The organism is Parapedobacter composti (genome assembly GCF_900112315.1).
GTDB classification, from domain to species: Bacteria; Bacteroidota; Bacteroidia; order Sphingobacteriales; family Sphingobacteriaceae; genus Parapedobacter; species Parapedobacter composti.
On record NZ_FOLL01000012.1, the window covers coordinates 75,366 to 100,208 of the forward strand.

17 protein-coding genes and 1 tRNA gene are annotated in these 24,843 nt (G+C 49.9%); 9 read left to right on the forward strand and 9 right to left on the reverse strand.

Annotated features, from left to right (window positions below; genetic code table 11):
* Positions 1–41: 41 nt before the first annotated feature.
* Together glpK and BM030_RS13005 are read right to left on the reverse strand one after the other, a co-directional pair.
* A complete protein-coding gene (glpK, locus tag BM030_RS13000) occupies positions 42–1,526 on the reverse strand; it encodes a glycerol kinase GlpK (protein ID WP_170845726.1) in 1,485 nt (494 codons plus the stop codon).
* 44 nt (positions 1,527–1,570) lie between these two features.
* A complete protein-coding gene (locus BM030_RS13005) occupies positions 1,571–3,166 on the reverse strand; it encodes a glycerol-3-phosphate dehydrogenase/oxidase (protein ID WP_090974034.1) in 1,596 nt (531 codons plus the stop codon).
* Positions 3,167–3,352: 186 nt separating this feature from the next.
* Between BM030_RS13005 and BM030_RS13010 the strand changes: the two genes are divergently transcribed.
* Complete coding sequence (locus BM030_RS13010) at positions 3,353–4,126, forward strand: DeoR/GlpR family DNA-binding transcription regulator (protein ID WP_090974035.1); 774 nt, start codon at positions 3,353–3,355, stop codon at positions 4,124–4,126.
* Between the two features lie 75 nt (positions 4,127–4,201).
* Here BM030_RS13010 and odhB read toward each other — a convergent pair whose 3' ends face one another.
* The 3 genes from odhB to BM030_RS13025 form a co-directional block, all read right to left on the reverse strand.
* Positions 4,202–5,458, reverse strand: a complete 1,257-nt coding sequence (gene odhB, locus BM030_RS13015) for a 2-oxoglutarate dehydrogenase complex dihydrolipoyllysine-residue succinyltransferase (protein ID WP_090974036.1) — start codon at positions 5,456–5,458, stop codon at positions 4,202–4,204.
* A 33-nt stretch (positions 5,459–5,491) separates the two neighbouring features.
* On the reverse strand, positions 5,492–8,290 hold the full coding sequence (locus tag BM030_RS13020) for a 2-oxoglutarate dehydrogenase E1 component (protein ID WP_090974037.1): 2,799 nt from the start codon (positions 8,288–8,290) through the stop codon (positions 5,492–5,494).
* A gap of 159 nt (positions 8,291–8,449) precedes the next feature.
* Positions 8,450–9,700, reverse strand: coding sequence for a DASH family cryptochrome (locus tag BM030_RS13025; protein ID WP_090974038.1), 1,251 nt, complete (start codon positions 9,698–9,700; stop codon positions 8,450–8,452).
* Positions 9,701–9,914: 214 nt separating this feature from the next.
* Between BM030_RS13025 and BM030_RS13035 the strand changes: the two genes are divergently transcribed.
* The gene (locus tag BM030_RS13035) at positions 9,915–10,811 is read left to right on the forward strand and encodes a Rossmann-fold NAD(P)-binding domain-containing protein (RefSeq protein ID WP_139215893.1); all 897 of its coding nucleotides are present in this window, start codon (positions 9,915–9,917) and stop codon (positions 10,809–10,811) included.
* Between the two features lie 46 nt (positions 10,812–10,857).
* Here the strand turns inward: BM030_RS13035 and BM030_RS13040 are convergent, their stop codons facing one another.
* Positions 10,858–11,511, reverse strand: coding sequence for a hypothetical protein (locus BM030_RS13040; RefSeq protein WP_090974041.1), 654 nt, complete (start codon positions 11,509–11,511; stop codon positions 10,858–10,860).
* Between the two features lie 127 nt (positions 11,512–11,638).
* On the opposite strand from BM030_RS13040, the gene BM030_RS13045 reads away from it, so the two are divergent.
* From BM030_RS13045 to BM030_RS13070, 6 genes are all read left to right on the forward strand, one after another.
* On the forward strand, positions 11,639–13,738 hold the full coding sequence (locus tag BM030_RS13045) for a TonB-dependent receptor (RefSeq protein WP_090974042.1): 2,100 nt from the start codon (positions 11,639–11,641) through the stop codon (positions 13,736–13,738).
* A 69-nt stretch (positions 13,739–13,807) separates the two neighbouring features.
* On the forward strand, positions 13,808–14,887 hold the full coding sequence (gene fbaA, locus BM030_RS13050; RefSeq protein ID WP_090974043.1) for a class II fructose-bisphosphate aldolase: 1,080 nt from the start codon (positions 13,808–13,810) through the stop codon (positions 14,885–14,887).
* 163 nt (positions 14,888–15,050) lie between these two features.
* On the forward strand, positions 15,051–16,502 hold the full coding sequence (locus tag BM030_RS13055; protein WP_090974099.1) for an alanine/glycine:cation symporter family protein: 1,452 nt from the start codon (positions 15,051–15,053) through the stop codon (positions 16,500–16,502).
* 52 nt (positions 16,503–16,554) lie between these two features.
* Positions 16,555–18,105, forward strand: coding sequence for a glutamine-hydrolyzing GMP synthase (gene guaA / locus BM030_RS13060; protein ID WP_090974044.1), 1,551 nt, complete (start codon positions 16,555–16,557; stop codon positions 18,103–18,105).
* Complete coding sequence (locus tag BM030_RS13065; RefSeq protein ID WP_090974045.1) at positions 18,062–19,327, forward strand: ABC transporter substrate-binding protein; 1,266 nt, start codon at positions 18,062–18,064, stop codon at positions 19,325–19,327. The genes guaA and BM030_RS13065 overlap by 44 nt, the downstream gene beginning before the upstream one ends.
* A gap of 15 nt (positions 19,328–19,342) precedes the next feature.
* A complete protein-coding gene (locus BM030_RS13070; RefSeq protein WP_090974046.1) occupies positions 19,343–20,518 on the forward strand; it encodes an RsmB/NOP family class I SAM-dependent RNA methyltransferase in 1,176 nt (391 codons plus the stop codon).
* Positions 20,519–20,748: 230 nt separating this feature from the next.
* On the opposite strand, the gene BM030_RS13075 is transcribed toward BM030_RS13070, so the two are convergent.
* Positions 20,749–20,979 (reverse strand): thioredoxin family protein, encoded by a 231-nt coding sequence (locus BM030_RS13075; RefSeq protein ID WP_090974047.1) that lies wholly within the window; start codon positions 20,977–20,979, stop codon positions 20,749–20,751.
* Between the two features lie 55 nt (positions 20,980–21,034).
* Between BM030_RS13075 and BM030_RS13080 the strand changes: the two genes are divergently transcribed.
* A complete protein-coding gene (locus tag BM030_RS13080) occupies positions 21,035–21,331 on the forward strand; it encodes a DUF202 domain-containing protein (protein ID WP_090974048.1) in 297 nt (98 codons plus the stop codon).
* A gap of 111 nt (positions 21,332–21,442) precedes the next feature.
* On the opposite strand, the gene BM030_RS13085 is transcribed toward BM030_RS13080, so the two are convergent.
* Both BM030_RS13085 and BM030_RS13090 read right to left on the reverse strand, forming a co-directional pair.
* Positions 21,443–21,526: transfer RNA gene (locus BM030_RS13085), tRNA-Leu, on the reverse strand.
* Positions 21,527–21,618: 92 nt separating this feature from the next.
* A complete protein-coding gene (locus BM030_RS13090; RefSeq protein WP_090974049.1) occupies positions 21,619–24,807 on the reverse strand; it encodes an efflux RND transporter permease subunit in 3,189 nt (1,062 codons plus the stop codon).
* Positions 24,808–24,843 lie beyond the last annotated feature (36 nt).

A 24,843-nucleotide genomic window follows, 5' to 3' on the forward strand; every position in this document is an offset into this window, starting at 1 on the left:
GGTTTTGTTGGGTTTGGTGTCCGGTGAGTGCGGGTCACCGATTACTTAAACGTTTTCGCTGTTTCGACGGCGCGGTGCCACCTGGCGATAGCCGATGTGGCATCGTAAGTTGTATCGGGAGTGAATGTCTGGTTAATTTGCCACTGGTTTTGGATGTCGTCTACACTTTGCCAGAGGCCTACCGCCAGGCCTGCCAGGTATGCGGCGCCGATGGCAGTGGTTTCCGTGATTTGCGGTCTGACCACCCGCGCCTGCAGTATGTCGGCCTGAAGCTGCAGCAGGAGGTTGTTTGCCGTGGCTCCGCCATCCACCCGCAACTCCTTGATGCTGGCGCCCGCATCGGCTTCCATGGCGCGGAGGATGTCTACCGTCTGGAATGCGATGCCTTCCAGCGCTGCCCGTGCAATGTGGGCGGCGGTGCTGCCCCGGGTGAGTCCGACGATGGTTCCGCGGGCGTAGGGATCCCAATGGGGAGCACCCAATCCGGCGAATGCCGGTACGAGGTATACGCCATCGGTATCGCTTACGCTCCGGGCAAGGGGTTCCACATCGGCTGAATTGCGGATGATGCCCAGTCCGTCCCGAAGCCACTGGACAATGGCGCCACCAATGAATATACTGCCCTCAAGGGCGTAGCTTACCTGTTCTCCCAGTTGCCATGCGATGGTGGTAACCAGGTTGTTTTCGGACAGTACGGGTTTATCGCCGATGTTCATCAGCATGAAACAGCCTGTGCCATATGTGTTTTTAACCATGCCTGTTTTGGTGCACAGTTGCCCGAACAGGGCAGCTTGCTGGTCGCCTGCAATGCCTGCAATGGGTATTTTGGCGGCGAGAATGTTTGCGGCCGTCTCGCCGTATACTTCCGATGAGCTCCGCACTTGCGGCAACATGCTTTTCGGGATACCGAAGAGCGACAGTAGTTCGTCATCCCATTCCAGCGTGTTGATGTTATACAGCATGGTACGTGATGCATTGGAGACATCGGTAAGGTGCTTTTCGCCACCGGTAAGATTCCATATCAACCACGAATCAATGGTTCCGAAGGCCAGCTGCCCGTTTTCCGCCTGCTCCCGCGCACCTTCCACGTTGTTGAGTATCCAGTTAATTTTGCTGGCCGAAAAGTAAGCGTCGATCAAGAGTCCTGTTTTTTTCCGGATGGTCTCGCTGTGGCCGTTTTCTTTCAGGGTGTCACAGTATGCTGCTGTGCGCCGGTCTTGCCAGACGATGGCCGGGCAGATGGGATGCCCGGTGTTTTTGTTCCACACAACGGTGGTTTCCCGTTGGTTGGTAATGCCTATAGCTGCAATGGACGATGCTTTCAGTCCGGCTCTTGCGACGGCCTCCGTGGCAACGGAAAGCTGGCTCGACCAGATTTCCGTTGCGTCATGCTCAACCCAGCCTGACTGGGGGTAATACTGCTTAAATTCTTTTTGCGCCAGGGATACGATATTGCCGTCCCTGTCAAAGAGAATCGCCCTTGAACTGGTTGTGCCTTGGTCTAATGCTAATATGTATTGGTTCATTATATTGGTTATTTGACAGTCCACTATTTATTACGCCATCATTTTTATGTTACACCCATTGCATGCCCGGGCAGGTACTGGCTGGCCAAGGCGTTATACTGTGAGAGTTGGTTCGCAATCCAAGCTTCGTCTTTGCCCAATTCGGTGGCCATGATGGCTGCCACCGTGACTGCCATCTCTGCAGACTTCGCCGCATCCAGAAACAGTATTCTCAGCCGGCGGGCCAGCACGTCTTCCACCGTCCGTGCCATTTCATGCCGTACTGCCCACACCACTTCCGCGGCAATGTGGTCAAGCCCGTCAATCAATTTTATACCCAGTTTCGGGTCGGTATCTGCAAGGGCCTGTATGTGATGGGCGTCACTGCCGTACGTCGCCCAATGGCCTTGCAATTCCGTGGCGCCGTGTCCATGTATCTTAATAGTCTTCGTGTGGCAGGGCTTAGGGACTAACGCCGCCGTTTCGATGGCGCTATCCACGGTGTCTTCAGCCATTTTCCGGTAGGTCGTCCATTTTCCTCCGGTGATCGTAATCAGGCCGGAACGGTTGACGATCAGTTTATGATCGCGGGAAATTTCTTTGGTAGAGCCACTTTCATTGTCAGCGGGAGCAGCCAATGGACGCAGTCCGGCAAATATGCTGCGGATATCCGATCGCTTCGGCGGGTTGGACAGGTAGGCCGCTGCCGTATTCAGGATAAAGTCAATTTCAGTATCAAGGGGGACAGGTTCCAGGCTATGCTGGTCGATGGGGGTGTCTGTGGTGCCCAACAGCAGGTGACCGTGCCACGGCACACCGAATAATACCCGTCCGTCGCTGGTTTGTGGAATCATCAATGCCTCTTTGTCTCCGAGGAAAGTTCGGTCTACCACGATGTGGGTTCCCTGGCTGGGGCGTACCAGCGGGCGATGGTCTCCGGTATCCAGTTTCAGGATATCATCGACAAAGACACCGGTGGCGTTAACGACGGCCTTTGCCCGGATGGTGTGGGTGGTTGCATTTTCCACGTCGACAAATTGAAGGCCCGCCATTTTCCCGTTTTCGTCCTTAAGCAATGCCGTTACCTTTGTGTAATTGAGCAATGCAGCCCCATAGCCTGCGGCGGTCTGGGCAAGGTTAACGGCCAGCCGTGCATCGTCGAATTGCCCGTCGAAATAGCGGACGCCACCTTTGAGGTTTCGGGTTTTTACTCCTGGAAGGGCGCGACTGGTTTCGGCCTTGGTTATAAACGTAGATTTTCCAATACGGTAGCGCCCTGCCATCCAATCGTAAACTTTCAATCCGACGAGGTATTTCCACTTGCTGAACAGCGAATAACACGGTATAATAAAGGGTTGAGCGTGTGCCAGGTGCGGAGCATTTTTGAAAATGATGCCCCGTTCGCGCAAAGCTTCATAAACCAGTTTGATATCGCCCATGGCGAGATAACGGACACCGCCATGCACCAGCTTGGTACTCCTGCTAGACGTGCCCTTGGCAAAGTCATGCTGCTCCAGCAAAATCGTCTTGTACCCCCTCGAAGCCGCATCAAGGGCAACCCCCAGTCCGGTAGCACCACCGCCGACGATAGCAATGTCCCATTGCGGGGTGCGTAGTGCTTGATCAAGAGAAGTATTCCGGTCCAAAAGCGGGGTCTGCATTGATGCTGGTGTTTTTCGTAACTAATTGAAATATTTCGTGTCGTATGCAAAGCTAAATGAAAATATAAATAAAACAAAACGAAATTTTTAAATTAAAATCGAAATAAAACGAAACAAAAAAATATTTCATTTAGATGAAAGTGAATGCAAATTCTTTATCTTAGTGCACACGCTATAATAAGGACTATGAATAATGTAGAACGCCATCAGTTTATCATGAACCAACTTCAACAGAACGGTGCTGTTAATGTACTGGAGCTGTGCAAGCTGTTGGAGGTATCTTCGGTGACGATCCGGAAAGATTTGAAATTGCTGGAAGACCGGCAGTTGCTTTTCCGTACGCATGGCGGAGCCACGCTGAACAATCCGTACACGATTGACCGTACAGTTTTTGAAAAGGAAAAGATACAGGCTGCGGAGAAAGCCGCTATTGCGCGTGAAGCGGCATCATTGATTACGGATAATGATTCCGTCATTATTGCTTCCGGTACCACCGTGCAAGCGATGGCCCAGGAGATTCAGCCGATAGGGAACTTGACTGTGGTGACATCGGCGTTGAACGTAGCGGTACAGTTGATCAAACATCCCAATGTGGAGATTTTGCAGTTGGGTGGTATTCTCCGGAAAAGCTCTACATCGGTAACCGGACGATACGCTGAATCGATTCTGAACGACTTCTTTTGCAGTAAGCTCTTTCTGGGCGTGGATGGGATTGATTTGGATTTCGGGTTAACGACGACTAACGCTCAGGAAGCCCATCTCAACCGGAAGATGATGGAGGTTTCGCAGCGGGTTATTGTATTAGCCGACTCCACAAAGTTCGGTCGCCGGGGGTTTGGCCGCATATGCGGGATAGAAGAGGTCGATCAAATTATTACCGATAACGGCGTTTCGCCGCAAACGGTAAAAGCGTTGGAACGTATGGGCGTGAAGGTGACGATAGCGGGGGAAGAACAATAGCTCGGCCCCAAAAAAAAACTGCCCTGCATGAGCGGCAGGGCAGCGATAACATTTTATTTCGTAGTAAAAACGAACTTAAACTTCCAGTAGTAACCTGGCGGGATCTTCAAGTAGTTGTTTTACACGCACGAGGAAGCTCACGGATTCTCGCCCGTCGATAATCCGGTGGTCATAAGACATGGCGATGTACATCATTGGACGTATCACCACCTGGCCGTTTTCTGCTACAGGACGTTCAATGATGTTATGCATGCCGAGTATTGCCGACTGGGGGGCATTGATAATCGGTGTTGACATCATGGAACCAAATACGCCGCCGTTGGTTATGGTAAATGTTCCGCCCGTCATCTCTTCAATGGTCAGCTTGTTTTCCCTTGCTTTGGTGGCCAATTCCACCACGGCCTTTTCAATTTCATGCAGGGATAACGAATCGGCATCCCGGATAACCGGAACGACCAATCCTTTAGGGGCTGAAACCGCAATGGATACATCTACAAAGTCACTATAAACTATCTCGTCTCCCTCAATACGTGCGTTTACGGCAGGCCATTCTTTTAAAGCTGTACACACTGCTTTGGTAAAGAATGACATGAAGCCAAGTCCTACGCCGTGTTTTTCCTTAAATAGCTCCTTATATTTAGCGCGCAGATCCATAATGGGCTTCATGTTTACCTCATTGAAGGTAGTGAGCATGGCGGTTTCATTTTTCACGGCAACCAGGCGCCTGGAAATGGTCTTGCGCAGGGACGACATTTTCTCCCGCCGTTCGTTCCGTGAGCCCGGCGTGGTTTTCGGTGCCGCGGTTTTATCTGATGCCGGCTTGGCGGTGCTGGCAGGCTGCGCCTTTGGCGCTTCTGCCTTTTCAGCGTCTTCCTTGGTAATGCGCCCGTCTTTGCCTGTACCCTGGATGGATGCAGGATCGAGGTTTTTCTCCCTTATTATCTTTGCCGCGGCGGGGGATGCGGTTCCCGTTGCGTAATTGCTGCCCTCGCCGTCTGCATCCGTGGCAGGCTCGGGCTTACCGGCGGTTTGTGCCTTGTCTTCCTGGGGAGACGCAGGTTTGTCTGCTTGTTTATCCCCGTTTCCGGCGGGTGCAGCGCCTTCTTCTATGGTCGCTACCAGTGCTCCGATTGAAAGGGTGTCGCCCTCCTGCGCTACGATCCTAAGGATACCGGCTTTTTCGGCCGGCAATTCAAACGTTGCCTTGTCCGACTCGAGTTCGGCGATGTTCTCGTCCATTTCCACATAATCGCCGTCTTGTTTCAGCCATTGGGAAAGGGTGACTTCCGTAATGGATTCGCCCACGGTCGGTACTTTTATTTCTACGCTCATATATGTTTATATTATAATGCTGTTTGCAAATGGTCAATCGACTTTTTGGGCAACTTTTACATTCGCTTTTACCTGATCCTTCACCTCCTGTCCGGCATTTTTGTCCTCAAAAGCCCTGCCAACCACGGCTAGTTGTTGTGTAATATGTTGCTTGGCATAGCCGGTAGCTGTACTGCTGCTTTCTTTGCGGGATACAACGTCCAGTGTGATGTTGCGGTTACGGAATTTGCGGCAGATATACGGCCAAGCGCCCATGTTTTCGGGTTCTTCCTGCACCCAAATGAACTCGGAGGCGTTTTTGTACTTGTTGCGTACTGCCCGTAGCTTATCCATTGGCGTTGGGTAGAGCTGTTCTACCCGTATGATCGCTACATCCTTGCGTTCATCAGCCTGTTGCTTTTCAAGCAGATCATAATAAATTTTTCCGGAGCAGAACAATACGCGCTTTACATCGGCCGATTTCACGTAATTGTCATCAATCACTTCCTGGAACTGGGATTTGCCAGTGAATTCCGCGATGTTACTTACAACCTTGGGATGCCTTAGCAGGCTTTTCGGAGTAAAGACAATCAGCGGTTTCCGATAGTCGCGCTTAAGTTGCCTGCGTAGCACATGGAAGAAGTTGGCCGGCGTGGTGCAATTAACGATCTGCATGTTGTTTTCGGCACAGAGTTCAAGAAAACGCTCGATCCGTGCGGATGAGTGTTCCGGTCCCTGGCCCTCCAGCCCGTGGGGCAGAAGCATTACCAAGCCGTTAGAACGGCGCCATTTGGTTTCAGCACTGGATATGTACTGATCGACGATGATCTGCGCGCCGTTGTAAAAATCTCCAAATTGGGCTTCCCAGATGGTCAATGATTGCGGATTAGCCAATGCATAGCCGTACTCGAATCCCAATACGCCATATTCAGATAGATGGGAATTGTAGACGTTAAACCGTTCGCCACCGCTGATTTGCTGCAACGGAATGTATTCTTCCTCCGAATCTTCGAGGGTCAGAACAGCATGCCTGTGAGAAAATGTTCCGCGCTCCACATCCTGTCCGCTTATCCGTACACGGAACCCTTCGTCAAGCAGGGTAGCATACGCCATCAATTCGCCCATAGCCCAATCGAATGTTTTGGTGTTTACCATTTTGAGCCGTTCCTCGAACAGACGGGATATCTTACGGAAGAATTTTTTGTCTTTTGGCAATGTGCTGATGGCTTTGGCTAATGCGAGGAAGTTTTTCTCGGCCACCGCGGTTTTCACGGGCGCGAAAATATCTTCATACCTCGCTTTGCGAAGACCCTTCCAAGCACCGGAATACATCGGGTTGTCTTGGGTTAGGTTTTCTTCCTCCTTGGATTCTTCTAAACGCTCCTGCAAGAGTTTGCGGAAGTCCTTTTCCATCTCCTTGGCCAGGTTGGCATCCACGCTGCCCTGTTCAAGTAATTTCTTGTTGTAAATTTCGCGGGGGTTGGGGTGTTTCTCAATGGCTTTATATAACAGCGGCTGGGTGAATTTCGGTTCATCTGCCTCGTTATGGCCATATCTTCTGTAGCACAACAGATCGATAAATACGTCGGTGTGGTATTTCTGCCGGTATTCCACAGCCAGGTTAATGGCATATACCAATGCTTCAACATCGTCGCCGTTCACGTGGAAAACGGGCGATAGCGTTACCTTTGCGATATCGGTACAATAGGTGGATGACCGTCCGTCCTTGAAGTTGGTGGTGAAGCCCACTTGGTTATTTACGACGATGTGGATGGTGCCGCCTGTGCGGAAACCTTCCAGCTTAGACATTTGGATAACCTCATAAACGATGCCTTGCCCGGCAATAGCCGCGTCTCCATGTATAAGTATGGGAGCTATTCTGGTTGCGTCACCGTCATATTTCATGTCGATTTTGGAGCGGACAATACCCTCTACGACAGGGTCTACCGTTTCCAGGTGCGAAGGATTGGGCACAAGGCTCAAATGGACGCTGGCACCATTGTCTGTAGTGATATCGGTGGAATATCCCAAATGGTATTTGACGTCGCCCCCGAAATCCTGTTCGGCCTCTTCTGCGTAAGTTTTGCCTTCAAATTCGGAGAAAATGCTTTCATATGATTTACCCAATATATTGGTTAGCACGTTAAGGCGCCCACGGTGTGCCATTCCGATAACAAATTCGCGGATGCCCAAATCAGCGCCTTTTTCGATAACTGAATCCAGGGCAGGGATCAGGCTTTCCGCGCCTTCGAGCGAAAAACGCTTTTGGCCGAGAAACTTGGTGCCGAGGAAATTCTCGAATACCACGGCCTCGTTAAGCTTTTTCAGGATTCGCTTTTTCTTTTCAATGGGGAAGTTGGGTGTGTTACGTTCACCTTCCATGCGATCCTGCAGCCATTTTATCTTTTCAGGGCTACGGATGTATTTAAATTCAGCACCGATAGAACGGCAATAGGTGTCTTCAATGAGTTGTCGGATATCCCGCAGTTTGGCTGGACCTAATCCTATCTCTACACCCGCGTTGAAGACCGTGTCCATATCGGACTCGCTCAGGCCGAAGGTTTCCAGCTCTTTTCCGGGGTAATACTTCCGGCGTTGCCGCACCGGGTTGGTTTCAGTAAACAGGTGTCCGCGATCCCGGTACCCATTGATCATGTTCAGTACGTTGATTTCCTTCAATACGTGATCGGGAGTAGCCTGCGTCGTTCCCGCAGCGCCGGTTTGGCCGAAGTCAAAACCTTCGAAAAATTTACGCCAGCCAAAATCAACAGCTTCGGGGTCTTGCTTGTATGCCTCGTACAATGAATCGATATAAGCCGAATCTGCGTTACTTAAATAAGAAAGCTTGTCCATTTAGTTGTTTATGCAATGATGGGTCAAAGTTATAATTAATAAATTGTTTACCATAGGAATATCCGCAATTTTATAGCCAAATTTTACTGGTAATCGGCAATAATATGTTTTTTACAATCGATGCCGGAAGTTCCGGAACAAGGAACTAACAGCGACCCGTTAACCGGAAACATATGCTTCTTTGGGGTAGAATCGTGAGCTCAGCTTTTTGATATCGATGGGTTTGTTTTCTTTCTGGCTGCTTCCTACACCGGCCAGGTGAGCCCAATTGCCGTAATTATTGGCGGGACCGTAGTCGATAAGTTTTTCTTCGAACCATGCTGCGCCCTTTAACCAGTTGACTTTCAACTCATGAATGAGGTATGCAGCAACTATCATGCGCAAATGATGGGGAATGTGGCCGGTATCGTTGAGCTGACGGATGCCTTTGTCAACGATAGGGTTCCCTGTGTCGCCTGATTTCCACCGATGGAAAAGGTCGCCGTCTTCTTCGTTCATATCCGGTAGCGTATCGGTAAGGCCCTTAACCTTAAAAAAGCGGTTGCCATGTTTTTTAAACATGAACCTGTAATAGTCACGCCATAATAATTTTAATATAAGCTGTTCAACACGTTTCTTATCTGAGACCGTCTTTTCTGCTTTTTTTGCCGCGTGATACAGCGTGTTGGGCGAAAGGGCGCCTATTGCGATGTAAGGAGAAAGGTTGGAGAAATCCACACCTGCGGAGTGGGCGCTTAGATAGGTGTCCATCTGGCGGAGCGCCTCTTCTTCCCCTCCTTTAAACGGCACGTGGCGCGTTTGCGCGATTTCCGCTTTGTCAAATCCGAGCTCTTCCAGATCAGGTAACCGGCCGATATCGATGTTTTCCGGTACGCGGATAATCTCCGGAACCCCTAACTGGGGCCTAATGTCGCTTTCCCGTTCGGTTTTTTTTCTGAAAATACCGAAAGCATCAGGGATGTCTTTTATTGGAAAGGGGAGGTCTTCTTTGTGATACAGCGTATGGCCGATGAAATGCCGGAGATTGATTTGCATTTTCCACAGGGCTTCTTCCACAAGCGCGGATATCTGGGTTTCTTCGTATGCCACTTCGCGGTGGTGATACACTTCGTCTACCTGGTGCTGTTCTGCAATTTGGGGAAGCACTACTTCCGGAAGCCCGTGTGCAATGATGAGATTACCCCCCAACCGCTGGAGTGCTTGCTGCAATGCCCGCACGTTTTGACGTATAAATTCAGCGCGCAATACCCCTGTTTTTTTGGTGCCGTAGCGGGTAGTGGTGAAATACCTGGGGTCAAAGCAATAGACAGGTACAACCTGGTGGGCACGCTCCGTGGCCCGAAGCAGAATCTCGTTGTCGTGGACGCGCAGATCGTTCCTGAACCAAACCAGAATTGTTTTTCTATCCATGCAATGCAATAGCTTAAATTCTACAAATATAAGGTTTAATCGTGACGCTTGTAAGGTTTAGGGTTGGGGATGACAGAATATTGACAATTAAACCGGAATTTGATTTACCGGAAGAAATCTTACCTTTGCGAAAAAATATCCCGTTGGAAAACTTTTTGGGCTTCTGAATGTATTGGATATAATAAAACCAAGCCATATTCTTAAAGGATAGCATATGAAGGTCCTGATAACCGGTCTTAATAATTATTTGGCAAGGAATGTTGCCACCTGTCTTGCCAGTGCTGATCATCAGGTAACTTGTTTGGTGCGCAGCCGTAAATTCTTTCATAAACATGTGCAGGAACGGGAAGGTCTCCATATCATCGAGGGTGATCTGTTCCGCCGCGAGTTGCCTTTGGGAATCGATAGTGAAACGCAGGTAGCCTTTTATTTCAATCAGTCTCCCATAAATGAACTTGATATCCGGCTGGAAATGGAGTCCATTGCTTTGCAGAAATACATCCAAGCGTTGCAGGCGACGGCATGCCAGCATCTGATTTATGTGACGAAGCTAACCGACGATAATCTGGAAAAGATTGAATCGTATATCCGCCAGAGCGGGTTTGGCTACACGATTGTACGGGTCAGCAATATCATCGGGAAAGGCTCATCTTTGGTTAACATTTTATCTACGCTCGCTAAACAACAGCTCGTTATCCTTCCTAAAGAGTTTGCCACGAGCCGTTGCCAGCCTGTACACCTGTTGGACGTCTGTAGTTATTTCAGCAGCATGATGTTGGATGAAAACACCTACGGAAAGACATTTGATATCGGAGGGCCGGAGGTAATGACCTATCGTGAAGCGTTTGAACGTTATCTGGCCATCATACGGCTGAAAAAAACAGTGCTTGCGTTGCCGGGGTTGGGTGTGTCATTGTCGGTTTTTTTTAGCCGCTATGTTTACCAGTTTGAACAAGATGTGGCCGCTGCGTTTATTGCCTATATGCGGCATGACCTGGTTGCTACAAATAACGGACTGAAGGGATTATACCCCATTAAGCTAACGCCTTTCGGTGTAGCTATCCGTTATGCATTGGAGCGGGTGACTGTCGAGTCGGGCGTAGACAGATAAAACCGGTAAGCCGGCTCGCGTCCCTCGCGGGGCGGATTCAGGTACATCAGGGACGGGCTTCTACGGTGCTTTTTCCATCTCGTCCCGGAGATCCGGAGTATACCTGCCCTTGAGCCAGGTTGCCGAGGGGACGCCCTGCCGATCGCATATTGATAAGGCTATAGATATTATTCAAATCAGTCTGCGGATTTACCCGGTATCCACCGGCGCGGGTATCGAGGTGAAGGTAATGCGGTGCTTGTTTGTCTGATGTCTGTGGCACGATACCGCTACTGTCATACACCAAGTTGACATCGCCGCCGTCGCCATTGGGGAAAGTCCGGGAGCCGTTGTTGTTGGCGTCCCTGCCTCCGGCCAATACATACAGTTGGCCAAGTTTATTGAATTTTACATCAATGTCGAAATCGGTGCCGTTGTTTTTACCGTCTGTGCCGAATATGTAACCACGTTTGTCGATTTCAGCATGGCCGATGGTCAGCTTAACGTCTTTTTTTCCGAAGAATAAAAGCTGCGCGCGGTCTTTCATTACCAACGTGTCTATATGGAGCACTAGTGTCGAATCCCTGCCAGCGAACGTCTCTTTTTTCTTTTTGCCAATGACCAGCTTCGAGATGTGCTGGGTGTTGGTTTCCTGCCCATAAATAAACCCACCGGCACAGCTAAGCACGATGGATAAGGATATAATGACTATTGATCTCATGGTATTGTCTGTTACGTTTAGTTTTTTAGACTTCTGGCAATCTTTAAAGTTTAAATGATGTTACAAACATAGGGGACGGTTAATATCGGATGGATATTCGTTATTTTCGGACCGATTTCTGACAAGTATGACACGAGCTTTTATTATTGTTTTTATAGCGGCTTTATCGGCCAGTTATGCATCCGCGGGGCAATCGCCCCAAGACAGCACGACAAGACTACAAGAAGTAACTGTAAACGCATATTTCACGTCACAGCCGTTGTTTAAGCTTACCGGCTCTGCGGGGGTAATCAGTAGCGCCGCCCTGGCTAACCAAAGCGGGGCTTCCTTGCTACCCGCTTTTAACACCGTGCCGGGGGTACGTATGGAGGAGCGTTCGCCGGGAAGCTACCGGTTATCCATTCGGGGTAGCCTCCTGCGCTCGCCGTTTGGGGTACGCAACGTAAAGGTGTACTACGATGAGTTGCCGCTGACGGATGCCGGTGGGAATACTTACCTTAACATTCTTGATGCGTCCAGCATCGATCAGATCGAGATCTTGAAAGGCCCGGATGGCAGTCTTTTCGGCGCTAATTCAGGCGGGGTAGTACGCTTTCATCCGGCGGGGCTGGGGAATGACGAAAGTACCGGAGCGTTACGTCTCAACGCGGGCTCGTACGGGTTGTTCCATCAACAATTTTCAATTGCTGTGAATCCTTCGCAAACCTACCGCTTGGCCGTTAATCAAGGGTATCAGCGCACTGACGGTTACCGGGAAAATTCGGCGATGAAGCGGACGGCGTTGCAAACTATTCAGCGATGGAGATACCAAGCCAATCGCGAAATGCGCCTGATAGCGCTGTATTCCGATTTGCAATACCGCACACCCGGAGGGCTCACCGCGGCACAGTATGCGGAGAACCCAAGACAGGCGCGTCCGGCTGCGGGTGCCTTGCCGGGGGCGGTCGACCAACAAGCCGGCGTGATTAACAAAACACTTTTCGGCGGTGTGGTTCATGAAACCGGCATAGGCCATAAATTTAAGCATGTGGCTGCTGTCTTTGGGATGCTGACAGATTTCAGGAATCCATTCATCACCAATTATGAACTACGGGATGAATATTCGGTCGGTTTCCGGACCTACCTTAACTATGCAGACCGTGTGTCCCCGGCGTTATCATGGCAGGCCAACCTTGGGATGGAATGGCAGCACGGCAGTACAGATGTGTCTAACTATGATAACCACGGCGGTACACGAGGCGATGCCCAAGCCGCCGACGTCTTGCGGAGCCGGCAGTATTTTTATTTTGCGCGCTTTGGGGCCACCGTTTTTAACCGCCTGTTTCTGGAAACTTCATTGAGCCTTAATTATTATGGTTATAGGTTCCGGACAGTTTTCCCGGAAGAAGATTCGGGGTACCGGCGCAAGGCGTTTGACGCGGAATGGATGCCCAGGGTGGCGCTTTCCTATGAACTGTCTCCGCAATGGGCGTGGAGGGGATCGGTTTCGAGGGGATACTCGCCTCCGACTATTGCCGAGGTGCGGCCTTCTGACAATATTGTTAATACAGGCCTTGAGGCTGAAACGGGCTGGAACCATGAAGTGGGGTTCCGATGGCAGTCAACCAATCGCCGTGTTCGAATGGATGGTTCCGTGTTTTACTATCGTATGGAAGACGCAATTATTCGGCAACTGCGTGAAAACGGCGCCGAATTTTTCAGCAACGCCGGGGAAGTGAAACAGCGGGGCCTGGAGCTGTCTGCCGATGCATGGGCTGTTACGCCGCACGGGAAAGGTCTGTTGCGTGGCTTAGAATTGGGTGCCGGCCTAACGCTGAGCCGATTCAGGTTCGGCGATTACCATATCAGCGGGCAAAACTTTACGGGGAATAAGCTTACCGGCGTGCCCGCTGCGACGGCAATAGGCAGTGTTAAAGCACTGTTGCCGGAAGCCATCACGTTGTTCCTGATGCATAATTACACATCGGCCATACCACTAAATGATGCCAATACAGTATTTGCTGAAAGCTATCATTTGCTACAAGCGAAGTTTAGCTGGGATAGGCCATTGGGTAACAAGCTGGTGGTACAGGTGTTTGCAGGCGGCGATAACCTGTTGAATGAACGGTACAGTCTGGGAAATGACATCAATGCATTTGTTGCCGCCGGTATGCCTGATACCTCGGGCCGGTTCTTTAATGCTGCGGCGCCGCGGAATTTTTACGGTGGATTGGCATTGCGGTATTGAAGTTGTGCTTTTAGAAAAATTATCCTTACTTTCGAGGCCTTTAAGGACATTAAATTTAAAGATATTACCATGAGCTTGAAAGATTTTAAAGGGGTGGTTACCGGTGATGCTGTACAAGAACTGTTTGAAGTGGCAAAAGCCAATAAGTTTGCATTGCCGGCGGTCAACGTAATTGGCACCAATTCCATTAACGCTGTGATGGAAACTGCTAAAGCGGTTAATTCGCCTGTGATCATTCAGTTATCAAACGGCGGAGCGCAGTTTTACGCAGGCAAGTCCCTGAACAATGATAACTTAAAGGCGTGTGTACTGGGGGCTGTGTCTGCGGCTCAGCATGTGCACCTGTTGGCTGAGCATTACGGTGTGGCTGTTATTCTCCATACGGATCACGCGGCCAAGAAGTTATTGCCCTGGATTGACGGATTGCTTGACCATGGCGAACGTTTTTATAAACAGTATGGCAAGCCACTGTTTTCGTCGCACATGCTCGATCTTTCCGAAGAACCCATCGAAGAAAACATAGAAATCTCGAAGACATACTTAGAGCGGATGAAGCCGCTTGGCATGACGGTAGAAATTGAGCTCGGAGTAACGGGAGGGGAAGAAGACGGCGTTGACAATACGGATGTTGATAGTTCAAAGTTGTACACGCAACCCGAAGAAGTCGCTTATGCTTATGAGGAGCTGAACAAGGTGAGCAATAAATTCACGGTGGCTGCTGCTTTCGGTAATGTGCATGGCGTATACAAGCCCGGCAATGTGAAACTGCAACCCGTCATTCTAAATAATTCGCAGCAATACATCCGGGAGAAGTTTGGATTGTCCGCCGAAAAACCAGTAAATTTTGTGTTTCACGGAGGGTCAGGTTCTGCACCGGAGGAAATTGCCGAAGCGATATCTTACGGCGCTATCAAAATGAACATCGATACCGACATGCAATGGGCGTTTTGGGACGGCGTACGGAACTATTACCAAGCTAAAGAAGGTTACCTGCAAAGCCAGATAGGCAATCCCGAAGGCGCGGATTCACCGAACAAAAAGTATTATGATCCGCGGGTGTGGCTGCGTAAAGGTGAAGAGCACTTCGTAAAACGCCTTACCCAAGCGTTTGAGGAATTGAACGCCCTTGATGTAAACAGCAAATTGTAATGGGGCAATAGCATTTTAAATAGAAGCCGTCTCAAAAAGTAACGAGACGGCTTCTTCTTTTTTTTATTAGATGGTACAAAAAAACGAATGATTCCCTATCTTGCGGCCCTAAACAATCTTTACCCTGAAAAAAGTGGGGTTTGCCAAAAACGCAATTAATTTTATGGAACAGTTTGTCAGCTCAATCAACAACGTTATCTGGAGTAACGCATTAATCCTTTTATGCCTCGCTGTGGGCGTGTATTTTTCGTTTGCCACCGGCTTTTTGCAGGTCCGGTACTTTAGGGATATGATTAAGCTCCTGTTTGGCAGCAGTTCATCCAAGAAGGGAGTTTCGTCGTTCCAGGCGTTTGCCATAGCGCTCTCCGGCAGAATAGGCACCGGCAATATCGCCGGGGTAGCCACCGCTATTGCCATGGGAGGGCCGGGAGCAATATTCTGGATGTGGTTAATTGCGTTTCTGGGCAGTGCTTCTGCCTATGTAGAAGCTACATTAGGGCAGATTTACAAAGAAGTGAAAGACGGCCAGTATAGGGGTGGACCTGCCTTTTATATCGAAAAAGGGCTGGGCATAAAATGGTATGCGGTGGTTTTCGCCGTGGCGACCATCCTTGCCACGGCTTTCTTTTTGCCGGGCGTGCAGAGCAACAGCATTGCACTCAGTGCACAAAATGCTTTTTCGGTTCCGGTGGAGTATACCGGCATAGCCCTGATTCTGTTGCTTGGCTTAATCATTATCGGCGGTGTAAAACGCATCGCCAAAGTGGCCGAGATAGTGGTACCATTTATGGCTGGCGCCTATATCTTAATGGCGTTGATTATTATCGCGATAAATTACAGGGAGATCCCCGATGTATTTGGATTGATTTTCCGGTCAGCCTTCAATCTTGAACCTATGTTTGCCAGCGTGATCGGCATGGCTGTGGCGTGGGGGGTCAAGCGTGGTATCTATTCCAACGAAGCAGGGCAGGGTACCGCTCCGCATGCTGCTGCTGCGGCAGAAGTAAGCCATCCCGCCAAGCAGGGGCTGGTTCAGGCATTCTCGGTTTACGTGGATACGTTGTTTGTATGTACGGCGACAGCGTTTATGATCTTGTTCACCGGAGCCTATAACGTACAGAGCCCGGCAGGTGGCTACTTGGTTGAACAACTGCCTGGTGCGGAAATCGGTGCGGAATATACCCAGCAAGCCATTGCGCACCATTTCCCCAGCGTGGGTGCCGGATTTGTAGCCTTTGCCCTGCTGTTTTTTGCCTTTACCACCATTATGGCCTACTATTATATGGCCGAAACCAACTTGAGCTACCTTGATAAGCGCGGAAAACACAAGTGGGCGGTTTGGGCGCTTAGGCTTCTGATCCTTTTTGCTACCTATTATGGTACAGTCAAGACTGCTGGTCTGGCCTGGACATTGGGAGACATCGGGGTGGGGCTAATGGCCTGGCTCAACCTTATTGCGATCTTTCTGCTTCGGAAACCCGCCTTGAAGGCTTTGGCTGACTACCGGAGGCAGAAGAAGGCCGGCCAGGATCCGGTTTTTGATGCCGAATCATTGGACATCAAGCATGCTACACACTGGAGTCAGCATCGTTCGCAATCGGAATCCAACGGTTAGTATTTTGTTATTGATGCTTCAATAGTTCATATCTTCTCCGTACCTTTGGCGCATGCCAGAAAAAATCGTGATTCTTGATTTCGGCTCCCAATACACCCAATTGATCGCACGCCGGGTGAGGGAGTTGAATGTTTACTGCGAGATTTATCCATACAATCACCTTCCGGAGTTTGATGAGACGGTAAAGGGGGTCATCCTTTCCGGTAGCCCATATTCCGTTCGGCAGCCCGACGCTCCGCAGGTCGATTTCCGCACCTTGCAGGCTGCTTTCCCTGTGCTTGGGGTTTGCTATGGCGCGCAATATATCGCCCAGCATTCGGGCGGGGAAGTGGTTGCATCCACCATCCGTGAATATGGGCGAGCTAATCTCCAGTTTGTGAATCACGGCAGCCCTTTACTGGCTGATATTCCGGTTGATTCGCAGGTTTGGATGTCGCATGGCGATACCATTTCAGCAATTCCGGCTGGCTTTGAGGTTATCGCAAGCACGGATTCCGTTCGTGTCGCAGCCTATCATGTTACGGGTACGCAAATGTACGGTATCCAATTCCATCCGGAAGTTACCCACAGTACAGACGGCACCACCTTGCTGAAGAATTTTGTTGTAGATATTTGTGGATGCACGCCGTCATGGACCGCAGACGCATTCGTGGAAACCACTGTGGCCGCTCTTAAAGAAAAACTGGGCAATGACCATGTGATCATGGCGCTATCTGGCGGGGTGGATTCTACCGTTGCTGCGGTATTGCTGCACCAGGCTATCGGCAAAAATTTGCACTGTATATTTGTCGATCACGGACTGCTGCGTAAAAACGAATATGAACAGGTGTTGGAATCATACCAACACATGGGGTTGAACATCAAAGGGGTGAACGCTAAAGACCGGTTTTATCAAAAATTAGCCGGAGTGAGCGACCCTGAGCGGAAGCGCAAGATTATTGGCGCAGCGTTCATTGATGAGTTTGACGACGCGGCCCACGCGGTGCAAGCTGAATTGCCCGAAGGGGTGGAAGTCAAGTGGCTGGGGCAGGGCACGATTTACCCCGATGTCATCGAATCGGTGTCGGTAAACGGGCCATCGGCAACTATTAAGTCTCACCATAATGTTGGTGGTTTGCCGGACTTCATGAAATTGAAGGTGGTGGAACCACTGAATACACTGTTTAAGGATGAGGTGCGCCGGGTAGGGAAGGCTCTGGGCGTAGCGCCGAATATCCTGGGACGGCATCCTTTTCCGGGGCCCGGACTGGCTATCCGGATATTGGGCGAAATCACGCCGGAAAAGGTACGGATTTTGCAGGAAGCTGATGATATCTACATCCGTAACCTGCGCGAATCGGGCTGGTACGATAAGGTATGGCAGGCCGGAACCATTTTCCTGCCGGTGCAGTCGGTGGGAGTAATGGGCGACGAGCGCACTTACGAGCATGTGGTGGCCCTGCGGGCAGTGGGATCACTGGATGGGATGACGGCAGACTGGGTTCACCTGCCCTATGAGTTGTTGGCCAAAATATCAAATGAGATAATCAATCACGTAAAGGGGATAAACAGGGTAGTATATGACATCAGTTCGAAACCTCCGGCTACGATTGAATGGGAATAAATGGGTGGGCTGCAGTATTGCAATAATACTGCTTATCGCCGGGTGTACACCCAAAGTTCGTGTATTACGCGGGCCGGGAGACAAAACCACGCCAACAACAGAAGAATCGAAGGAAGCCGAAAAAAGGGCGGAGATCGAATCGGAAGAAGCAAAGGTTGATAAGAACCATATAGCCTTATTGCTGCCTTTTGAATTGGATAAAGCAAATCCGCATGCACCCAGCACAGCGGATATCAAGCGTTCGGCACTGGCTTTGGACTTTTACCAAGGATTTAAATTGGGGCTGGACGCGCTGGTGGAAAAAGAGGGAAGTCATTTTAAGGTCAATGTGTTAGACACACGGGATGATGTTTCGGAAAATGCGCGTGTGGCTAAACTTGAGGAAGTGCAACAAGCGGCATTGGTTGTGGGACCCGTGTTTCCTAAGGAAATACAAGTGTTTGGTTTTAACGCTGATCTGAAAAATGCGCTGCAGATTTCGCCATTGGCGGCCAGTATGCCGTCTGAATTTAATATACCCAACTTGGTAACCATCACACCGCCTATTACGGCCCACGTTAACGGCTTAGCAAAGCACATTGCGCGTCAATACCGTACCGGCGACGTGGTGGTGTTATACCAGACGCAAGACGCCGCCAGCAAACAGTTTCTATCTCCGCTGAAGGCTGCCATCCTGCGTGCTGATAAGTCTATCAACGTAGAAGAGGTTTCTGATGAAGAAGGGCTTGATCGTACGGTGCGTTTATCGGGTAAAAACCTGGTGGTTCTCGGAACCACCAATGCGTATCAGCTGTCGCCGATTTTGGCGCAGCTCACAAAGCTGCAGGAAGAACTTTCGTACGATATCAGGCTCTTTGGTCATCCGAACTGGGCAAAGCTGGATTTTCAAGGAGGCGTAGGCCTGGCCGGACTGCGCACCTACATTACCACGTCCTATTATATCGATCAATCGGACCCGCGGGTACGCACATTTGACCAGCATTATCGGAAAACATATGGGGTGGCCCCCACGGAGTTCGCCTATAAGGGCTACGATGCGGCTTTTTATTTTGGGGGCTTGTTGGCTAAATATGGCGCGGACTATAAAAAGCATGTGGCAGATAACAGATACGACGGACTGCACAACGCGTTTGAATTCGAATACAACCCTGCTTGGGGATACGTGAATAATGCCGTTTCTATTCTGCAATACCGCGCCGGAAGTTTCCAGCCACTTCCATAATCATAAGGGGATACCATGTCGGCCGAAAAGCGGGTAACGCAACAAATCCGGACGGTGGAACGTTTGTTGAACGAATATGAGCGGGAGCGGAACATACCTTTGGCCCGTTTTCTAACCGCGTTTTACAAACGTAACCGGCAGATGGGAAGCAACGACCGGCGTGTGATATCCCGATTGGCTTATCACTATTTTCGTATAGGCACCGCCTTACCGGTGGCAACCGTGGCTGAGCGGTTAGCGGTTGCGGAATTTCTATGCAGTAGCGAAAGTCAGGTAGTTCAATACTTATTGCCAGATTTATACCGGTTCATTCAGGCCACCTCGGACGAAAAATTGGCCTTACTTGAAGCGCATACAGGATTCCGGTTGGCGGATGTGTTTCCTTTACAGGGATTGCTGTCGGCCGGTATGGACAGCGCGGTTTTCATCAAAAGCCTATTTATACAGCCTGATTTGTTTATCCGTATCCGCCGGGGACATCAGCGTGAAGTAACCGCAGCATTAACTGATGCAGGGGTCAGCTATAGGGAGTTGGGTGAATATGCTGTTGCTTTACCAAATGGAACCCGGTTAGGACATATCGCAGGCATTACCGGCAAATACGAAGTGCAAGACTATACGTCACAGCAAACGGCCAAGTATGTCCGTGCATCGGCCGGTGAAAGCTGGTGGGATGCCTGTGCCGGTGCGGGTGGGAAATCGCTCCTGTTAATGGATCATCATCCGGAAACAGCGCTATTGGTATCTGATGTGCGGGGCAGTATCCTCCGCAACCTGGACGAACGTTTCGATGCCGCAGGCATCAAATCCTATAGAAAAAAAATCATCGACTTAACACGGGATACAACCGCTGTTCTGGGCAATGAACGGTTTGACGGCATTATCCTTGATGCACCTTGCACCGGTTCAGGGACCTGGGGCCGTACGCCGGAGATGATTTCTTCGTTCAATAAGCACTCGATTGATCGGTTTGCCGCGTTACAGACGCATATTGCCGGGAACGTCGTGAAGCACCTTAAGCCGGGGAAGCCGATGGTTTACATTACGTGTTCGGTGTTTGCCCAAGAAAACGAAAATATCGTTGCTTATCTGCAGGAAAGCCACGGCCTGCACCTGGAGGCTATGGATTTGCTTGCTGGCTATCCTTATAAGGGCGATAGCATGTTTGCGGCGCGACTTGTCCGTGGTTAAAGACTTCCGTTAACGGTTATGACCCATTACGGCACATGCCAACAGCACCTTAACTACCCCCTTTCTTCTGACCAAATCCCCCCGTCTCCCACGGTCCGCTTTGGGCTGGTCCACGGCGTGTCCACAAAATTCCAAAGAAAAGGCAAAGCAGGGGCAAAGCAGTCCTAAAGATACGGCGGGAGATAGTGGGGAGAAAGTCAGTAAAAAGTAGGGAGAAAGCTACCAAGGTTTCAGGTTCCGACGACGTCCCTGCCCAGTGTGGGAACTCCTTTAATCCGAGTGGTGGCTGCTACATGCGGATTTTTATCGACATCGATTTTTATAATGGTGGCTGCCTGGCCAACCCGCCGTTTGACTTGTTCCAATATGGGCGCTTGTGTCTGGCAGGGGCCGCACCATGTGGCAAAAAAGTCTACCAATACCGGTTTGTCGCCATGAATCAGTTCCTTAAATGTACTCATGTGTTTGTATCTTTACCTGATTACAGAATTACAAAGATAGTGAATTGCTTTTACCATGAATAAAGATCTGATTTTGCGCGAAAGGCTGGCTTTACAGCGCACCATATTGGCCAATCAATCCACTTTTCTGGCATTCCTGCGTACGTCTATGTACTTTGCTGTTGCCGGTGTTTCAGTTAATCAGCTGCTTGAAATCCGGGATGCATACATCTACGAGTACGCCTTTTTTACGACTTCTGCCATCGTACTGGTTGTCGGGACGGTTAATTTTTTTGTTCACAAAAAGAAAATTGCGCAGAGTGAGCGACATGTAGGCAACTATCAGTTAGATTTCGAAAACAAAAAAAATTGAAGCAGTAGTCGCGTCATTGACGGTGTATGGCACCGGGAGACTTCGCAATCGGCAGAAACAAATAGGTATTAACGCAAAAAGCACCTTGTTATAGGTGCTTTTGCATTAACGTGCCCAGGGAGAGACTCGAACTCTCAAGGGACTTCTCCCAACGGCTTCTGAGACCGCAACGTTTACCAATTTCGCCACCTGGGCAGCAATCCCAAACCCTCGGTGGATTTGGGACTGCAAATATAGATTTTTAATGTATAAATGAAAAGTAAAAAATAAAAAGGAAATAAATAAAGTTATTCCTCTTCATCGTCGTCCGTGTGTAAGATGTCGGTATGCTCTTCGGGCTTGTACGATGCTTTCAGCGCCGCCAATTTCTTTTTTCCGTAAGCCATCCTGGTAATCAGCACAAACAATACAGGCACAACGAAAATGGCCAGTAACGTTGCGATTAACATCCCGCCGAACACCGTCCAGCCAATGGTCTGCCGCGCTATGGCGCCAGCGCCTGCCGAATACATCAGAGGCACGATGCCCAAAATAAATGCGAACGAAGTCATGATAATAGGTCGTAGCCGCAACTTTACTGCTTCAAGAGTTGCTTTCAGCAATCCCATTCCGATATCCACGCGCTCTTTGGCGAACTCCACGATCAAGATAGCATTCTTGGCTGCCAAACCGATAATGGCCACAAGCCCTATTTGGGCGTAGATATTATTGTCTAACCGTGGCAGGAATGTCAGCGCCAGAATAGCTCCGAATATACCAAGCGGCACAGACAGCAGGATAGAGAAGGGGACCGACCAACTTTCATACAGGGCGGCCAGGAGCAGGAAGACAAATATGATACACAGTGCAAAAATCATCAGCGTCATATTGCCCGCCTCCCGTTCCTGTAAACTCAATCCAGAGAACTCGTAAGAATAACCCGTTCCCAAGGTCTGTGCTGCTACTTCTTCAAGCGCATTTAGTGCATCGCCACTACTGAAGCCCGGGGCAGCGCTGCCCATAACCTCTATGGAGCGGAAGATATTGAAGTGGTTGATGATAGACGGACTCTCGATAATCCGGTAAGACACCAGTGTGCTTAGCGGTACAGGGTTGCCTTGTTGGTTCCTAACATACAATTTGTTGATATCTGCGATATCCATGCGGAAAGCGGTGTCAGCTTGGGTTACCACACGGAAGTTCCGGCCATAGCGTGTGAAGTCGTTTACATAGCTATTTCCGAGGAAGGATGAAATGGTGCTGTATACGCTGGAAATCGGTACGCCCATGCGTTTAGCTTGTTCACGGTTAACCTCTACCAGATAATTGGGGGTTTGCGAATTAAATAACGTATAGGCCATGCCGATCTCCGGGCGCTGATTGGCAGCCATGAGGAACCGGCTCACCTGCGTCTCGAAGTCTTTGATATCTCCACTGAGCTGGTCGATAATCTGGATGCTAAACCCACCGCTCGTACCTAAGCCTGGGATTGCAGGGGGTGATACAGGAAGTATGGTGGCTTGCTGAAAACCCGCATATTTCCGCTGTATCCCGTTGATAACTTCTTGGGCAGTACGATTACGCTCTTCCCACGGATGGAGTTGGATAAAGAACGTACCGCCATTGGGTTTGAACGACCGGTTGAGGAGGTTAATCCCTGCAATGCGCATGATATTTCGGATTTCCGGATTGTCACGTCGCAGGGAATCCGATAAGGCATCCAGCAGGTTGGCCGTGCGCTCGGATGACGCGCCTTCGGGCAAGGTTATCCCTACCATCATCACGCCGGCGTCTTCAGTCGGGATAAAGCCTGTAGGTTTTGCCGTAAACAAGCCAACGGTGCCCACATAAATACAGATTAGCAGGATGATAACGAGCGGTGCTTTTTTGATGGCAGCGCGTACGCCGTTGGAGTAACGCTTGGTGACCCGCTCAAACCAGGTATTGAACCGGTAGAACAGCCGGTTAACCCCCCTCGATTTTTCGTTGAACTGCATAGGCTTAAGCAGTAGCGCACACAGAGCCGGGGTGAGCGTTAACGCCACAAATGCGGATAGCAGTACCGATACGGCGATGGTAATGGCAAACTGTTGGTAAAGCAGACCCACCATGCCCGGTATGAAGCCCACGGGTACAAACACAGCGGCCAGAATCAAGGCGATGGCAATTACCGGCGCGGTAATCTCCTTCATGGCTCTTCGCGTGGCTTCCGGCGCTGGTAGCCTGTCATGATCGATATAGTGTTGTACGGCCTCCACTACCACAATGGCGTCATCCACCACGATACCAATGGCCAATACGAATGCCAGCATGGTCAGGTTATTGATGGAAAAGCCAAAGAGGTTAAAAAAGATGAAGGTGCCTACTATGGATACAGGGATGGCCAATATCGGAATCAACGTTGCCCGCCAGCTTTGCAGGAAAATGAAAACCACCAGCGTAACCAATATCAGGGCCTCAATCAAGGTATGCAATACATTGCTGATGGATTCTTGAACAACGGTCACTGTTTCATAATTGACCACATAATCCATGTCGCTTGGGAAATTGGCCTTTAATTGCTCCAGCGCCGCGTAAATTCCTTCGGCGGTTTCCACGGCATTACCGCCCGGCATTTGGTTTATCATCATGCCTGAAGCCGTCAACCCATTGAGTTTGTTGGTGATGGAGTATGCAAACTCTCCCAATTCTATACGTGCAACGTCCTTTAAGTATACAATAGAACCGTCGGCGTTGGTTTTAATAATTATGTGTTCGAATTGTTCTTCTTGGTTCAGGTCTCCGTCTAGGATAACGGGGTATTCGAATACCTGAGTGTGCTCTTGGGGGCGGGCGCCGATGCTACCCCCGGGCATTCGGATGTTTTGCTCTTGGATAGCCGCGTTGACGTCAGCAGGAGTCAGGCCCAGGTTTGAAAGTTTGGTAGCGTCCAGCCATACGCGCATGGCAAACGGCTGCCCAAAGGCCATCACATCACCAACACCCTTTACCCGCATCAATGCATCACGTACATACAGGTTGGCATAGTTGGCAAGGAACTTCTGGTCCCGTGTGCCATTGGGAGAAATCAGGGATACCATCATCAGCACGTCCGTGTTAGCCTTACGGGTGACAACCCCCAGGCGCCGCACGCTTTCGGGCAGGGATGGCTCTGCAATACCTACACGGTTCTGCACGTCCAGTGTAGCGATATCGATATCGGTGCCCACATCGAATGTTACGGTAATGGCCGCCCGGCCGTCGGATGTACTGTTGGATTGCATATACCGCATGCCGGGCGTACCGTTGATTTGGCTTTCGATGAGTGTGGTCACCGTTTGTTCAACGGTCTGCGCATCGGCTCCGGTATATGTTGCCTGTACCTGTACTGTAGGTGGCGAAATATTCGGATATTGGCTGACGGGCAGGGTAGTAATCGAAATGACCCCAATCAGTGTAATCAGGATGGAGATAACAATAGAGGTAACGGGTCTTCTTATGAATACTTCTGAGATCATGTTGCTTTTTTCCTAGATGCTTGATAGTCGTTAATC